At 60.0% G+C, this 14,190-nt stretch carries 14 protein-coding genes; 6 read left to right on the forward strand and 8 right to left on the reverse strand.

Annotated elements, in window-relative coordinates:
• Positions 1–59 precede the first annotated feature (59 nt).
• Genes QM649_RS01960 through QM649_RS01970 form a run of 3 tightly spaced genes read right to left on the reverse strand, consistent with a single transcriptional unit; the run spans position 60 to position 2,972 of the window.
• Entirely contained in the window at positions 60–383 is a 324-nt protein-coding gene (locus QM649_RS01960; protein WP_415197320.1) for an L-rhamnose mutarotase, read from the reverse strand.
• Entirely contained in the window at positions 380–1,507 is a 1,128-nt protein-coding gene (locus tag QM649_RS01965; protein WP_415197321.1) for a Gfo/Idh/MocA family protein, read from the reverse strand. Before QM649_RS01965 ends, QM649_RS01960 begins: the two co-directional genes overlap by 4 nt.
• A gap of 7 nt (positions 1,508–1,514) precedes the next feature.
• Positions 1,515–2,972 (reverse strand): alpha-L-fucosidase, encoded by a 1,458-nt coding sequence (locus QM649_RS01970; RefSeq protein ID WP_415197322.1) that lies wholly within the window; start codon positions 2,970–2,972, stop codon positions 1,515–1,517.
• A gap of 155 nt (positions 2,973–3,127) precedes the next feature.
• Here QM649_RS01970 and QM649_RS01975 point away from each other — a divergent pair, with 155 nt between their 5' ends.
• The 6 genes from QM649_RS01975 to QM649_RS02000 all read left to right on the forward strand — a co-directional run bounded on the left by QM649_RS01975 (position 3,128) and on the right by QM649_RS02000 (position 7,474).
• Positions 3,128–3,727: a shikimate kinase gene (locus QM649_RS01975; protein WP_415197323.1), complete on the forward strand. Its 600-nt coding sequence runs from the start codon at positions 3,128–3,130 to the stop codon at positions 3,725–3,727.
• Positions 3,724–4,821 (forward strand): AI-2E family transporter, encoded by a 1,098-nt coding sequence (locus QM649_RS01980; protein ID WP_415197324.1) that lies wholly within the window; start codon positions 3,724–3,726, stop codon positions 4,819–4,821. The genes QM649_RS01975 and QM649_RS01980 overlap by 4 nt, the downstream gene beginning before the upstream one ends.
• Before the next feature lie 67 nt (positions 4,822–4,888).
• Positions 4,889–5,890 carry a heme o synthase gene (gene cyoE, locus QM649_RS01985; RefSeq protein ID WP_415197325.1) on the forward strand — a complete coding sequence of 334 codons (1,002 nt, stop codon included), beginning with the start codon at positions 4,889–4,891 and terminating at the stop codon, positions 5,888–5,890.
• Positions 5,891–5,916: 26 nt separating this feature from the next.
• Positions 5,917–6,468, forward strand: coding sequence for a DUF420 domain-containing protein (locus tag QM649_RS01990; protein WP_415197326.1), 552 nt, complete (start codon positions 5,917–5,919; stop codon positions 6,466–6,468).
• A gap of 27 nt (positions 6,469–6,495) precedes the next feature.
• The gene (locus QM649_RS01995; RefSeq protein ID WP_415197327.1) at positions 6,496–6,867 is read left to right on the forward strand and encodes a hypothetical protein; all 372 of its coding nucleotides are present in this window, start codon (positions 6,496–6,498) and stop codon (positions 6,865–6,867) included.
• A 106-nt stretch (positions 6,868–6,973) separates the two neighbouring features.
• Complete coding sequence (locus QM649_RS02000) at positions 6,974–7,474, forward strand: single-stranded DNA-binding protein (RefSeq protein ID WP_415197328.1); 501 nt, start codon at positions 6,974–6,976, stop codon at positions 7,472–7,474.
• Between the two features lie 92 nt (positions 7,475–7,566).
• Here QM649_RS02000 and QM649_RS02005 read toward each other — a convergent pair whose 3' ends face one another.
• From QM649_RS02005 to QM649_RS02025, 5 genes are all read right to left on the reverse strand, one after another.
• Positions 7,567–8,580, reverse strand: coding sequence for an SMP-30/gluconolactonase/LRE family protein (locus tag QM649_RS02005; protein WP_415197329.1), 1,014 nt, complete (start codon positions 8,578–8,580; stop codon positions 7,567–7,569).
• A 77-nt stretch (positions 8,581–8,657) separates the two neighbouring features.
• Positions 8,658–10,061, reverse strand: a complete 1,404-nt coding sequence (locus tag QM649_RS02010) for a sensor histidine kinase (protein WP_415197330.1) — start codon at positions 10,059–10,061, stop codon at positions 8,658–8,660.
• Positions 10,061–10,738: a response regulator transcription factor gene (locus QM649_RS02015; RefSeq protein WP_415197331.1), complete on the reverse strand. Its 678-nt coding sequence runs from the start codon at positions 10,736–10,738 to the stop codon at positions 10,061–10,063. The genes QM649_RS02010 and QM649_RS02015 overlap by 1 nt, the downstream gene beginning before the upstream one ends.
• A gap of 66 nt (positions 10,739–10,804) precedes the next feature.
• A complete protein-coding gene (locus tag QM649_RS02020; protein WP_415197332.1) occupies positions 10,805–11,974 on the reverse strand; it encodes a helix-turn-helix transcriptional regulator in 1,170 nt (389 codons plus the stop codon).
• Between the two features lie 94 nt (positions 11,975–12,068).
• Entirely contained in the window at positions 12,069–14,186 is a 2,118-nt protein-coding gene (locus QM649_RS02025; RefSeq protein ID WP_415197333.1) for a VWA domain-containing protein, read from the reverse strand.
• Between the last annotated feature and the right edge of the window lie 4 nt (positions 14,187–14,190).

A 14,190-nucleotide genomic window follows, 5' to 3' on the forward strand; every position in this document is an offset into this window, starting at 1 on the left:
GCATCGATGTCCGCTCTGATTCCGTTCAGAGGGACAGCTTTCTCGTCTTACTTCAAGTCCTAGTCCGTGTGAAAGACTTCTTCAAGGCCAGCCCACCATGCGCCAGGCTCACGGTTCTCGAAGGGCTCCTGCATGGGATCCATCCACTTCCACCATTCCTGCGTCTTCGGATCGGCCGCCATCTTCGCCATATCCGCCGCATGGTCCTCGCCGATGTACTCGTAATACGCGAACAGCACGCCCTCACGCAGGAAAATCGAATAATTGCGAATATTGCAGTCGTGGATCGTCTTCAGAACCTCGGGCCACACCGCGGCGTGCGCCTTCCGGTACTCTGCTTCAAACTCCGGCCGCAGCCGGATGATCTGCGCATAGCGCTTCATGCCTTCTCCTCTGGCTCGACCGTCGCAACCTCAAGGCCACCGCGAGCACTCGATTCGTATAGTGCTTCGACGAGCCGCATCGTCTCGTAGCCGTCTTCATAATGCGTAGGCAGCGTTTCAACTGAGCCTTCGACGAAGGCCTGCAGGTGCCCCATCGTGCCCATGAACGCATCAGGAAAGTTATTTCCGCTCACCGGAAGATGCTGCCATTCCGCAGCTTCATTTCCGCGCGTTGCATACTCAGCCGTGTCGGGCCGCCCCTTCGGGTAATCGAGATTCAGCCCCATCGAGATGCGCGCCGCGCCTTCGGTCCCTTCCCACTGCACAAAGCTGTGCTGGTGCTCCGGACCGAACTGGTGGCTGTGATTCGTTGCCACGAAGACACGCATCGATTCCCCGTAATCGAGAATCGCCACCGTCTTCGTCGCCGCGAGCTTCGCGGTCTGCGGACTCTTCACCGTCTTGGCCATCACGCGCTGAGGGTTTCCCAGCCACGAGCGGATCAGGTCGAAGTAGTGAATGCTGTGATATAGGATTTCCAGCCGGGGTGCGGTCGCCAGAAAGCTCCAGAGCTGCCACGGCGTGTAGGTGCGCGTCTGCACTTCGAGGTCGTGGATCTCACCCAACAACCCCGCATCGGCCAGCTTGCGCACGGCGAGATTGTTCGGCGAGTAACGCAGCGAGAAATTCACCGACGCGACGAGGCCCTTGTCCCTGCAAATCTGCCGGATCGATGCAGCTTCGGCCAGCGTCTCGCCCATCGGCTTCTGCATCAGCACCGCAGCGCCGTCAGGCAACTGCGGCAGGATCGCCGTCAGCTGTGAGGCAGGCACTGCGACATCGAAGACGGCGTCTGTGGGGGCGAACTTCACAGCATCGCTCACCGAAGCGAACGACGCGCCGATGCCGTGTTCCTTCGCGACGGACGCGGCGCGATCCGCCATGGCATCCGTAATTCCGATGACCGGAAAACCGGCCTTTGCGTAAGCCGGAAGATGCGCGGCCTGCACGATGCCGCCGGCGCCGATCACCACGATGGGCCTAGGCTGCCGGGGACGCGGCATCTCGATGGCCAGCGTATCCGGCAGTGTATTTTGCAGCTTCTGTTCCTGAGTCAACGTCATCCCTGCTTTAAGCCGTCTTCAGCACGAGTACGGTCGCCACCGAATCGAGCGGCTTAGCCGGTAGCGCGACTTCCACGCCATTGCCTGTGTGCTTTACCTCAAGCGGCTTGCCATCTGCCAGCAGATACGCGCCCGTCACCGTGCGCGGCACCGAGTCGAGCTTAAAGCTGCCACCCGGCCATTCGAAGAGGTGAATGTAGATCTCGTTCGCCTTCGTCGTCGAGCGCCACTTCCACGCATCGACGAACTTCGGGCTGCCGTCCTTTTCTTTCTCGGTCTTCGAGAACTCACCCGCCTCCGCGCCAAACAGCGTCGGGGTAGTGCCGTAGATCGCTTCACCGTTCACGCTGAGCCAGCGGCCCATCGCTTCCAGACGTTCCACTTCCGGCTGCGGCACTTCGCCGGTCGCCTTGGGGCCGATATTAAGCAGATAGTTGCCGCCCTTGCTGGCGATATCGATGAGGTTACGCAGCAGGGTCTCCGCGCTCTTGAAGTTGTTGTCGCCGCTCTTGTAGCCCCAGGTATCGTTCATCGTCATGCACGACTCCCAGTCCTTGCCGGGGTAGCCGTTCGGCGGAATGAACTGCTCGGGCGTCTCCGTGTCTCCGGCGTAGCCGCCGCCCAGACGGTTGTTCCAGATCAGCTTCGGATGCTTGTTCAGCACCTTCACCACTTCGCTGCCCAGCTCCGGCGTCATGTCCGAGGTCGGCGTGTCGAACCACAGGATTGCCGGCGCTTCGTCATAGTTCGAAAGCAGCTCTTCGAGCTGCGGGATGCACTTCTTATGCAGGTAGTCGGCGAAGCTGCCATCCTGCGCCGGATCCCAGTGATACGTCGGCGGCTTGTGATCGCCGGTCTTGTACGCCGCGCCACCTGGAGCGGTCCAGTCCTGATCCTGCGAGTAATAAAAACCCAGCTTGATGCCCTGCTTCCTACACTCCGATGCCAGCGCGCGAATCGGGTCTTTCTTGTACGGCGTCGCCTCGACGATATTGAACGGATCGGCCTTCGACTCGAACATCGCAAAGCCCTCGTGATGCTTTGCCGTGATGACGATGTACTTCATGCCCGCGGTCTTCGCCAGGCTCACGACGCGCTCCGCGCTGAACTCGGTGGGATTGAACTGCGGCGCCAGAGCCTTGTAGTCGGCAACAGGAATCGACGCGGTGTTCATGATCCACTCGCCGGTGCTCGGCACTTCCTTGCCATCCCAGCGTCCGGCAGGAATCGCATACAGACCCCAGTGGATGAACATGCCGAAGCGGGCCTCGCGGAACCAGTGCAGGCGCGCATCGCGCTCTGCCTTCGTCTCGGTGTCTTGGATGGATGGCACAGGATGCTTTGCCTTCGCCGTGGTGTCGATGTGCTCACCCTTGAGCTGCGCCAATGCCTGCCGTCCGGCAACCGCAACGCCGGTCGCCGCCAGCACCATCCCCTTGGAAAACTTCCGTCTCGACACCTTCATCCGTCTTCTCCCATTCCTGTCTGCCGTCAGCTCAAATCATGCGGCAACTCGCACTCACTGTACCATGAGCGAGATAGGCGATTCACAGGCGGAACAAATCCACCCGGAACAGCGAACGCTGCCTACCGCACCAACCTATAATGTCTGGAACCACCATGTCTGTGATTCCATCTCTGCCGTCCCATGATCTCGCTCCTCGACGCATCATTCTCATCGGCTTTATGGGAGCCGGCAAGTCCACCACCGGACGCCTGCTTGCCCGCGCTCTCGGCTGGCGCTTTGCGGACTCCGACGAGTTGATCCAGAAGCAGGCGGGACGCACCATCGCCGAGATCTTCAGCACGGATGGCGAACCGGCCTTTCGCGCCCTAGAGTCTTCGGTCATCTGTGAGCATAGCCACGGCGAGAAACTGGTCCTCGCGCTGGGCGGCGGCGCAATCGAGCATCCAGCGACACGCGAGCACCTGCACGCCATGCCCAACACCCGCGTCGTCTACCTCGAAGCCCCACTTGAGCTCATGATCCAGCGCTGCCTGGAGGAGCCCGGAGGCGCGACGCGCCCCATCCTCGCCGACCGGACCCACCTTGCCGACCGCTTTCAGTCGCGCCTGCCACATTACCGCTCGGCACATCTCACAGTGCCAACTGCACATCTCACTCCAGAACAAGTTGTCGACCAAATTCTGGCGGCGCTGGAGGAGAAAGCTCCCGAGCTGGAGGCCCCCACCGCCCGGGAGAACGCACCCACACGATGAACGACCCGCGAGAAACGCTACTCGCCAACCGGCGCAGCAATGAGGCCAGCGCCCAACGGCCCCAGTCACCACGCGCCCACATCCTCTTCGCCTTTGCCGTCGCGCTCGCCCTCTACACCGCCTGGCATGTCCGCGAAGAGCTGGTTCTCCTCTACGTCAGCGCACTTTTCGCCGTTGTGCTGATGCCGGTGGTCCGCATCATCACCAACCTGCGCATTGGACGCTGGTCTCCGGGCCGGGGTATGGCCATCCTCCTGCTGCTGATCGTCGTTGCCGGAGCCGCGACACTTTTCTTCGCATTCGCTTTGCCTCCGGTCATTCGCGATCTCCATGAGTTTGTCGGCGAACTGCCCACGCGCGGGCCGCAACTGCTGGACCGCATCCGCAAGCTGCCCTTCGCGCAGCGCGTCGACGTCAGCTCGCTGAACGCCAAGTTGCAGGACTTCGCCTCCAATTTCGCGACCTACCTCTTCTATTCCATCAAGAACTGGGCAGGCAGCTTGGCGAAGATCGTCACCGGCATCATCCTCACGATCTATTTCATGCTCGAAGGCGAGACGGCTTATCGCTGGATCCTCTCGTTCTTCCCACTCGAGCAGCGGCAGCGCCTCGACACGACTCTGGCCAAAGCCGAAGTCAGGATGGGCAAGTGGCTCTTCGGTCAGGGCCTCCTGATGCTGACCCTCGGCGTGTGCAGCACCATCACATACAGCCTTCTGCATATCCGGTATGCCTATGCTCTCGGCGTGCTTACCGGTCTGCTGAACATCATCCCCATCGCGGGGGCGCTGATCTCGATCTGTCTCGCTATCCTGGTGGCGGCGATTGACTCCTGGGGACATGTCCTCGGCGTGGCCATCTTCTACGCGATCTACTCCCAGGTCGAGACGTCGTTTCTTACCCCGCGCATCATGCGCACCAGCGTCGATCTCGCGGGCCTCGCCGTCATCGTCGCCCTGCTGCTCGGCTCTGCCCTGGCTGGCATCGTCGGCGCCATGGTTGCGGTGCCCACTGCGGTGCTGGTAGCCGTGCTGCTGAATGAGTATGCAGTCAAGCCGGACGCCGTCATCGCGCAGCCCGGCTCTACGAACTGACAACCGCTCTTCCACGCACAGCAAACCGCTCGGCGGCAACTACGCTAAAATAAGGAGTTGCCGCCCAATGCCTCCTGCTTCTACCAGCCCCGCGCTTACTCCGCCTGACGTGAAGTCAGAGGAGACCGAGCCCGCCTCCAGGCATCCCCGCATGCCTGCAAGTGCTGCCGGAGCAGCCGCAACCCGCATCGCCGACTACCGCGAGCTCTTCAAGGATCGCGTCACCTTCATGGTGATGCTGACTGCCTGGGCCGGTTTCTACCTTGCATCGGTGCATTCCGGCATCAGCAGCATCCAGCCCGGCCTGATCGCCACGCTCGTCGGCATCGGACTGGTCTCTGCCGGCTCCGCTGCGCTCAACGAGTGCATGGAGCGCAGCTATGACGCCAAGATGATCCGGACCGCGAACCGGCCGCTGCCCTCCGGGCGCATCAGCCTGGCGCACGGCCTGTTCATGGGCTTCGGCGCAGTGATCGCCGGCGCTCTGTGGCTGATCCACTCGACAAACCTCATCACCACCGTACTGACGCTGAGCACGGCCTTCAGCTACGTCACCATCTACACCCCGCTCAAGCGCAAGACCAGCATCGCGACCTTTATCGGAGCCTTTCCCGGCGCTATGGGTCCTCTGCTTGGCTGGACTGCGGTGCGCGGCGCCATCGAATGGCCGGCGGTCTCGCTTTTCGCGATCCTTTTCGTATGGCAGTTCCCGCACTTCATGGCCATTGCGTGGCTTTACCGGGAAGACTACGGCCGCGCCGGCATCAAGATGCTGCCGGTAGTCCAGCCCGACGGCTGGTCGACCGTCCTCGAAGCACTAACCTACGCCATCCTGATGATCCCGGTCAGTCTCGCCCCGGTTTACCTGCACGTCGCCGGACCGATCTATGGCGTGATCGCTGCGGCTCTCGGAGCCATTTATCTGGCTTACACCATTCGATTTGGACGCATCACCCGCGCCCGTTCGCACACGGAATCCAAGATGTACGCCCGTGACCTGCTGAAGGTCAGCGTCATCTATCTACCCCTGCTGCTCACCGCGCTCATGCTGAATGCGCGGGGGAAATAACACCTTGACGCTGGAGTCTGCCACTCATGTCCACGGCCGTTGAACCCCGCCAGTCCGGAACGCCCGGCAAGACGATCGCCACCATCATCGCGATCAGTGCCGTAGCCAGCGCCTTCATCTGCTGGCTGGTCTACTTCCATGTGCCCGCGGACGCGGCCGGCGCGCGCTTCCGCTTCCTGCCAGCCGTGAATGCCGCGTTGAACGCGCTCAGCACCGTGGCCCTGCTCTTCGGCTTTTACTACGTAAAGCAGCACAAACTGCTGGCGCATCGCCGCGCCATGCTGACCGCATTTTTCTTCTCGTCGATCTTCCTGGTCTCCTATCTGACCAACTTCGCCCTGCACGGCGAGACCAAGTTCAACCGCCTCAATCCTCTCTGGGGCTTCTACTGGAAGCTGCTGCTCTCGCACATCCTGCTTTCCGTCGTGGCTCTGCCCATCATCCTGATCACCTTCTTCTTCTCGCTCACCGGACGGATCCCGTCGCATCGCCGTATCGCGCGCTGGACCTTCCCCATCTGGCTGTACGTTTCCATCACCGGCGTGATCGTGTACGCCATGCAGGCGGCCTGCCACTAGGGCCAAGCTAGATTCTCTGAGGAATTTATGTCTCACGCCGTCATGGAACAGGAACCGGAACACCAGCCTGAAAGCGCCACACACGCTTCGTTCGGCGGAGCCGTACCTGAGCGCATTTCGCTGCGCGACGGCGGGGACCTGAACGACGACGGCACCCGTCAGCTGCTCCGCGCCGGAATCGGCATCCTTGCCACCGGCACGCTGGCCGCCCTGCTGACCGTCAGCATCCTCGGAGGCATCGGCCCCCAGGGGCCTCACAGCAGCGCAGGATGGCTCGCTCTCATGGTCGCCCTCATGTGCTGGCCCTTCGGCTCGCTCTGTTTCCTGCTCGGCTTCGCCAAGTGGCTTCGTAACCGGCACATTGCGAAACACGGCGACACCGGTCGTAACCGCCGCTGACACCCTTCGTTTCACCCTCTACGCTCCCCCGACACCTCAGTTTGTTATCCTGCTCAAGATAGAAAGCGTCCCTCCAGCGGCGCAGTGATTGGAGTTCATCGACCCCATGGCAAAGACCGTCAATAAAGTCATCCTCCTCGGCAACGTCGGCAAGGATCCCGAAATCCGTGCCACCGCCGGCGGCTCATTCGTCGCCAGCTTCTCTCTGGCCACCACCGATCGCAGCAAGGACCAGTCCGGCAACTGGACCGACCGCACCGAGTGGCACAACCTCGTCGCCTTCCAGCGCACTGCCGAGATCATCCGCGACTATGTGAAAAAGGGCTCCAAGCTCTACGTCGAAGGCAAGATCCAGACCCGTTCCTGGGACGACAAGACCACCGGCGAGAAGAAGTACCGCACCGAGATCATCGTCAATGACATCGCTCTGCTCTCCGGACGTGGCGAAGGCGGTGAAGGCGGCGGCTACTCCAGCGGCAGCAGCTACGGCCAGAGTGGTGGCTACGGCCGCGGCGGATCTTCCAGCGGCTACGATCAGCGCGGCCCGTCTGGCTCCGACGATCTGGTCGGTTCGACCGAGATCACCGACGACGATATCCCCTTTTAGTTCAGACAAATCACACGCACAAAGAGGCAGATCCCAGACGGGATCTGCCTTTTTTCTGTTTCAAATCGGATGCATACGCTGCAAGGCTTGCGCTAGCGGGATACGACAACAATCTCGAAGGTTCCGGGAATAGCTGCCGGCCGGGGATGCGGACTCGTTGCAGTAGGTGCGGGCGCAGGCCCAAACTTCGCAACCGAGAGAAATGCGCGTCCCGTTGTTGCGTCATAGGCCATGGTGCGCGCGCCCTTTACGGTTGTGAGGTTCTGCAGCACAGGAAAGCCCGGCTTCGTGGCATCGACGATCGTCAGCGTGCCTTCACCGTTCGACGAAAAGACAAGTCCGCGCACGGGGTCAAACGCGGAGGCGTCCGGGGAATCGCCAATCGGCACGAGCGCGATTACATGTCCCGCAGCATAATCAGAGACGACCATCTTCTTGCCGTCGCACACCGAGAAGAGGTGGTGCTGCTCCGAATCGATAGCCATACCCGAAGGAGAGTCGCATCCGTCAAGCTGCCAACTGCCGCTGACAGCCCGTTGCTTTGCGTCCAGCTTTACGATTGTGTTCTTGTCTTCGATGTTGACGAAGACGTTCCCCTGCCCGTCTGCACGCGGAAACTCCGGCTTCCCCGGCAAAGAAATCGTCGCAACAATCTGGTTGGTAGCAGCGTCCAGGACAGAAATATTTCTGCTGCGGCCATTGAAGGCCCATACCGTACCCGTTGCCGGCTCGTAAGCAATCCCATCCGGATTCGTACCCGCCTGCACAGAAGCTTTCACCTCCAGCGTGGCGCGATCGAAGACGATAATCGCATTCCCCGCGCCATCGCTGACGTAGCCGGTCTTGCCATCTGGATTGAGCGCAACGCCGTGAGTGCTCTTCAAGCCTGTAATTGCGCCGACAGGCTTACCTGTCGTGGTGTCGAGCACCTCGACGCGCGGGCCGTGCGTAACGTAAAGCCGATGCGCGGCATCATCGCTTACAAGATAGTCCCAGCCGCCTTCCCCGCCGATCGTCCAGTGATCGGCGACATGGTAGCTTTGCGCATGTGCGGCCAACGCCGCAGAGAGAAGACACACACCGATGCCTGCCCGGATGGTTCGCATAACAACACTCCTCGTATGAGGCTCGGCATACATATCGCCGGCTTTCCTGAGTGTCGCTTCCGAGCCTTAAACGGACCTTAAAGCTCGGTGGAATCGCCCGAAAGAATCGGCAAGCGGATCTCGACCTCGGCTCCGCCCTCCGGATGATTGTGAATATCGATGCTTCCCTGTGCTCGATCGCAAATGGCCTTGCAGATAGAGAGACCAAGCCCCGTGCCGCCGGTCTCGCGACTGCGGGATGCATCGCCGCGATAAAACGCGTCAAAGAGAAAGGGCAGGTCGTCGGCCGCCACCCCTGCACCGTGATCTCGCACCGTAAGAATGATCTCCGCAGAAGCGCGTGTCATCTCTACTTCCACCTTGCCCGCAGCCGGAGAATACTGCAGTGCGTTCATGAGGACATTCGAGCAAAGCAGAAGCGCATCTTCCCCGCTCACCGGTATCGCCGTCCGTTCATACACGACCTGCTGCGCGATGCACACCTGCTTATAAGCCGCAAAGGGCTCACACTGCGCAATCGCTTCCAGCACCACATCTGCAAAATCGCAACTTTGATCTCGTCTTCCCTGCGCCTGCTCAAGACGCGCGAGAGTCAGCATCTTCTGCACTGTATTCTCAAGGCGCTTGATGTCATCCAGGCCGAGCGAGACTCCCTGCTCATACTCCTCTGCAGTTCTGCGCTTCATCTGGAGCAGTTGCAGTGATGACTTCACAATTGCCAGATCTGTTTTCAGCTCATGCGCAGCATCGCTGGTGAATCTCCGTTGTTGCTCGAACGAGCGCTGAAGGCGCAGGATCGACTTCTCGATTGCAGAGGCAAGCGGCGCCAGTTCAATCAGCTGCTTGCTGCTCTCCGGAGCGGCAAAGGCCCAGTTCTCTGAATTGATCCCGTCCGCGGCCAGAGCGAGCTGCGTGATAGGCATCAGCAGACGGCGGATCAGCCATGTCAGCAGGAGTGCCGTAGCTCCAAGCAAAATGAGCGTAGCGAACGCAAAGAAGCGCACCGCTTCAAGCACCTCATGCCACACTCTGCTGGTAGGCAATCCAAACACGATGCGGACATGATGATCGACAGCAAACGGCTTGCCCGGATCAATCGTCCTCTCGCCCGCCAGCACATAAAAGAGATACGTCTCGCCGTGCACCTTCCCTTCAGCAAATGTGGCGGGGCCGGAGAGAATCAGCGGAGGCCGTCCCTGCATGTCTAATGTGCTGCCATCCTCATCCGTCACACTGAAGGCAGCCCGCGATGGAAGAGAAAGAGCGCTGCGATCCACCGCGATGCTTCCGTCTTTGCTCTCCGCTTCCTGAATCGATCCAAAGAGCGCATTCGCTCCCGCACGCAGGTTTGCTTTGAACTCATCGAACTGCACATGGCGCTCATGATCCCACACCGTTGCAATCAGAACGACAGCAGCAACGAACTCCAGCAGCAACACAGCAGAGGTGAGCCGCCTGGCCAGCGACGCGCGAGATGCCACTAGCTTTCCTCCGCGCGAAGCCTGTAGCCACGATGCCGCAACGTCTCAATGACCGCTTCCCTTTCCGGCACGGCAAGCTTGCGGCGAAGGTTCGAGATATGCGCCTCGATTACGTTCGAGTGATGCTCCCAGTCGTAGTCATAAAGATGCTCAAGCAGCTCTTTTTTTGACACCACGGCGTGAGGCCGGTGCGCAAGATATTCCAGGATGCGGTACTCGGTAGGAGACAGCTCGATGCTCTGCTCACCCCGGCTGACTGTCTGCCGAACGGTGTCGATCGTGAGATCGGCCGCGCGCAGAACAGGCGACGCCGTACCCTTGGAGCGTCGGATAAGCGCCTTCGTCCGCGCGATCAACTCTCCCAGATCGAAAGGCTTCGCCAGATAATCGTCCGCACCTGCATTGAGGAGTTCAATGATCGAAGTCTTGCCTTCCTGAGCTGTGAGTATAAGCACAGGAGTGTGAAGCTTCCTGAGACGAACCGCCTGCAGCACGCTCTTGCCGTCGCGGCCCGGCAGCATCAGGTCCAGGATGATGAGATCGAAGAGGTCTTGTTCGGCGTAAGCCAGCCCATCGTAGCCATCTGCCGCATGATCGACAGCAAAGCCCGCCTCGCGCAGGCCGGCAACGATGTTTGCTGCAAGGCGCGCCTCGTCCTCAACCAGCAGAATTCTCATGCAATCATTTTCGCGCGGGCCCCTTAATTCACGCTTAACCAAAATTCACTCCTGAATGAGGGACACTCAGGCCCTTCCCGGCAGCGATTGCATCATGCGTACCAACTCGGACTGTCTGCCCACGCCTGTCTTTGTGAGGATTCGCTTCACATGCAAGCGGCCCGTCTCCAGCGTAATCCCCAGTCTGTCTGCAATCTCACGCACCTCGAACCCCTCCAGCAGCAGATGGGCCACCTTGCCTTCTGCTGGAGTCAGACCGAAAAGTGACTGCATCACAGACGCGCGAGAGAGCATGGATCTGGATGGATCGCTAACGAATAGCAGCGTGACAATCGCCTTCCGCCCAAAAGCCTGCGGGACTGAGAATGGCGTAGCAATGACTCGCATCGCCTGCCTGCCTTCGCGACGCTGGAGCAAGATAGAGCCACCAGAACCTGTCCCCGCGCCTGCTCCGGCAGCAACGGTATCCGCCAGCAGACGCTGCAGCGCCCGGTTGGAGGTTGGATCGATCGCGAAGAGCCTTCCATACACCTGTCGCAGCACATCTCCGTGGCGCGCGATCGCTTCCGCATGACTGTTCGAGAGCACCACGCGGCCTTCGGCATCCAGGCCAAAGACCGCATGGTCCATTGCCTCGAGCGCTGCCTGCCAACCGGAGGCCTGTGCCTTCAGAGATCCGAACTGAGAGTGCAGAGCGAGTGCACGTTGCAGATGCGGCCGCAGTGTCTGGCATACGATATCGGCCCGTCGATCGAACGGGCCCCAGGATTTCGGACGCTGACAGCTGAGATTCGCAGTCGGCAAACCGGGAAGAGAAATCACCATGCCGGCACAGTAGTGCATATGGTTCGGTCTGTAGAAATCCACATAGCACTCGGTCCGCTCGAGTTCCGCATCACCGATCGCGTGATCGCTGTACCAGGTTTCGTCCGGAGAGAGACGGCGCTGCGCAGCCGCCATGATCGGATTGATCGCTGCGTAATAGTCTGCGAACCGGTCCCAAACATCCTGCGGCATCTCCCGCAAGGCTAGAATGGCCGGCACCGAGGAGTCGGGAAAGGTCGCGTAGATGGCCAACGATTCCCCATCCATTGCTCTGCCGATCTGCTCCATGACGACAGGCCACAGAGAAGGGTTTTGAACCGTGGCATAGATCGTTTCGATCAGGCCCAGGAGATGGCTCGTCCCGCCAAAGACGTGCTCTGGATTCGAAAAACTTTGCTCCACGGAAATCACCCCGGAGCAACAATGGACCAGAATTCCTCGTTATGCAAGGAATTCCGAGACTACGCAGTTGTCCCCCTCGAGACGGCGATAGATACGCTTCCGCTCAAGGCTCGACTTTAAAGGGCGTACGCCAGAAGGAACTCTTGCCGCTTGTTGGATCGAGGATCGTGACCTGGCAGATGTAATCCCCCGGATCGAGACTATGGATATCGAGATCGAAATGCAGAGGCACCTGCTTCAGGCGCGGTGAAGCTTCCGGGCTCACCGCGAAAGCCGGCGACTGGAGCTGCATCACGTTGTTGCGATACACGCTGACATACGCAACAATCGGCTTCGGCTGATCTGTGCCTGCCTCATAAGCCTGCAGGTAAACATAGATCGGGCGGTCGCGATGGAAGACGCGCGTCACGCTCGGAATCAGCTTCGCGCCATCGGCTACCAGCGGATTCACCGCTGCCTCCTTTGTTTGGTCCTTGCTCTTCATCGCGTTGTAAAGCGCGTCGCTGATCGGCTCACGCTGACTGCTCAGAACAACCGAGCTCACAGGAACGTGCTGCTCCTCGCGGTTGAGATTCGGAATGCTGAAGGTTGTTTCGTAAGTTCCGATGCGGCCAGTCTCATCGTCTCGCGCAAGGAACTTGAAGCGATAGGTGCCGGGCAGCAGCGTGAAGCCCGCATCATATTCGATCGGCACCCGCGCAAGCTCCTGCTCCGTCTCGCCCGTGAGCTTGATGTCCACGTTGTCGCGCACATTGCTGATGGTGCTGCCGCCATATACATCCTTCACCTCACCGATGAAGTCGATCAGCGTATGATCCACGCCGCGGTGCTTCGCCAGTGCCAGCTCATGCCCGGGGATCTTGACGACGTAAGGCACAAAATATTCGGCACGGTTGAGCTGGAAGTAGTTCAACTCCATGGCGATGGTGAGGTCCGTCACCGGGTCTTCGAGCATCAGCGCATCCTCAAGCTGGCGCTCCTTATCTGCCGCAGTAAACTTTGCAAACTCCTTGCCCGCGTAATATCCCTGCCGGTACTCAAGCTTTGCATCGGCGGGATGATTTACCGCCACCTTGATGCGGCGGAACTTTCCATCCAGCGCGGAGTTTGTTGGATAGTAGCTCAGCACGTAGTAATCAGAGATAGAGCGCTGCGCCTGCGTAATACCACGCGTAAGGTCATTGGTGTCGAGCAGCGCCTTACCGCCCGTGTCGCCTGCCAACGAATAGAGAGTGTCCTGCGACTTCTGAAAGTCCGCTTGCACTGCCTGCTCGGCAAGCCCCGAATAGACGCCCGCATTGCCCGGAGAACCCTGCGTCGCATTCCCAAGCGGGGCCTCTGCGACCAGCCCGCGTGCATCGATCGGCCAAAACGACACGCCGGCACGAATCGCCGCATCTACCGTTGCATGCAGTTGCGCCTGGTTATCGATACCGTTGAGCTGAAGCCCGCTCGCGAAATAAACGAGCACCTTCTTCTCATTCAGATGCCCCAGCATATTCGAAGCTGTCTGCAGCGCGGAGAGCTGGCGATCCGTATTGAAGATATTGAACTCGCTGTCATCCTGCCCGAAGGCCGCGCCCTGATCTGAGGTACTCGCATCGCTGGCCTCCGTCGCCCACTCCTGATGCTCACCCACCTGAAGCGTTGTAAGGATGCTCAGCAGGCGATCCCGGTCCGCGGTGAAGTCCTGCAAAACATCGACCGATCCACTGCTGAAGCGCATGATCGATACAAGATCGGCCGGAGTCATCTGCGTACGGATGAATTTCTCTGCTGCCTCTAATGCACGCCACTGATCCGCAGGCCCCATAGCAGAAAAATCGAAATAGAGCGCCATCAGGCGGTGATCTTTATAGTGCAAGGTGTCAGTCGTCTCGGGAGTGATCTGCGAGCGGTTCAACTCCTTATAGACAGTGACCTTCTCGTCGCTGCTCTTGCGTACAGGGAGCGGCGCTTCGGCGATCGGCAAGGACTGCCGCTCGCAATATCGAATCTTTTGCGGGATCCCATCCTCAGTGACGGTGAAGTCGGAGGCCGTAAGGCCTTCCACCGGCTTGCCGTCCTTGTCATGAACTGCAACCGCCTCGGTTACGATCTGCGACCGCACACTGATGGTTGTCACGGCTCCACTGTCAGGACTGCTGTTCTGACCGATGACCTGCGCTCCGGCAGCTACCGGAAGCGCTCCAAGAAGAATCAGGAAGAGAGCTCGGCGCATGGCT

Origin of the sequence: Silvibacterium sp., assembly GCF_047605705.1 — a bacterium.
Taxonomy (GTDB): Bacteria; Acidobacteriota; Terriglobia; order Terriglobales; family Acidobacteriaceae; genus Silvibacterium.

Excerpts from the sequence above, each read along its gene's own strand:
- QM649_RS01960 (WP_415197320.1), bottom strand. The coding sequence starts at position 383 with ATGAAGCGCTATGCGCAGATCATCCGGCTGCGGCCGGAGTTTGAAGCA.
- QM649_RS01965 (WP_415197321.1), bottom strand. The coding sequence starts at position 1,507 with ATGACGTTGACTCAGGAACAGAAGCTGCAAAATACACTGCCGGATACG.
- QM649_RS01970 (WP_415197322.1), bottom strand. The coding sequence starts at position 2,972 with ATGAAGGTGTCGAGACGGAAGTTTTCCAAGGGGATGGTGCTGGCGGCG.
- QM649_RS01975 (WP_415197323.1), top strand. The coding sequence starts at position 3,128 with ATGTCTGTGATTCCATCTCTGCCGTCCCATGATCTCGCTCCTCGACGC.
- QM649_RS01980 (WP_415197324.1), top strand. The coding sequence starts at position 3,724 with ATGAACGACCCGCGAGAAACGCTACTCGCCAACCGGCGCAGCAATGAG.
- cyoE (WP_415197325.1), top strand. The coding sequence starts at position 4,889 with ATGCCTCCTGCTTCTACCAGCCCCGCGCTTACTCCGCCTGACGTGAAG.
- QM649_RS01990 (WP_415197326.1), top strand. The coding sequence starts at position 5,917 with ATGTCCACGGCCGTTGAACCCCGCCAGTCCGGAACGCCCGGCAAGACG.
- QM649_RS01995 (WP_415197327.1), top strand. The coding sequence starts at position 6,496 with ATGTCTCACGCCGTCATGGAACAGGAACCGGAACACCAGCCTGAAAGC.
- QM649_RS02000 (WP_415197328.1), top strand. The coding sequence starts at position 6,974 with ATGGCAAAGACCGTCAATAAAGTCATCCTCCTCGGCAACGTCGGCAAG.
- QM649_RS02005 (WP_415197329.1), bottom strand. The coding sequence starts at position 8,580 with ATGCGAACCATCCGGGCAGGCATCGGTGTGTGTCTTCTCTCTGCGGCG.
- QM649_RS02015 (WP_415197331.1), bottom strand. The coding sequence starts at position 10,738 with ATGAGAATTCTGCTGGTTGAGGACGAGGCGCGCCTTGCAGCAAACATC.
- QM649_RS02025 (WP_415197333.1), bottom strand. The coding sequence starts at position 14,186 with ATGCGCCGAGCTCTCTTCCTGATTCTTCTTGGAGCGCTTCCGGTAGCT.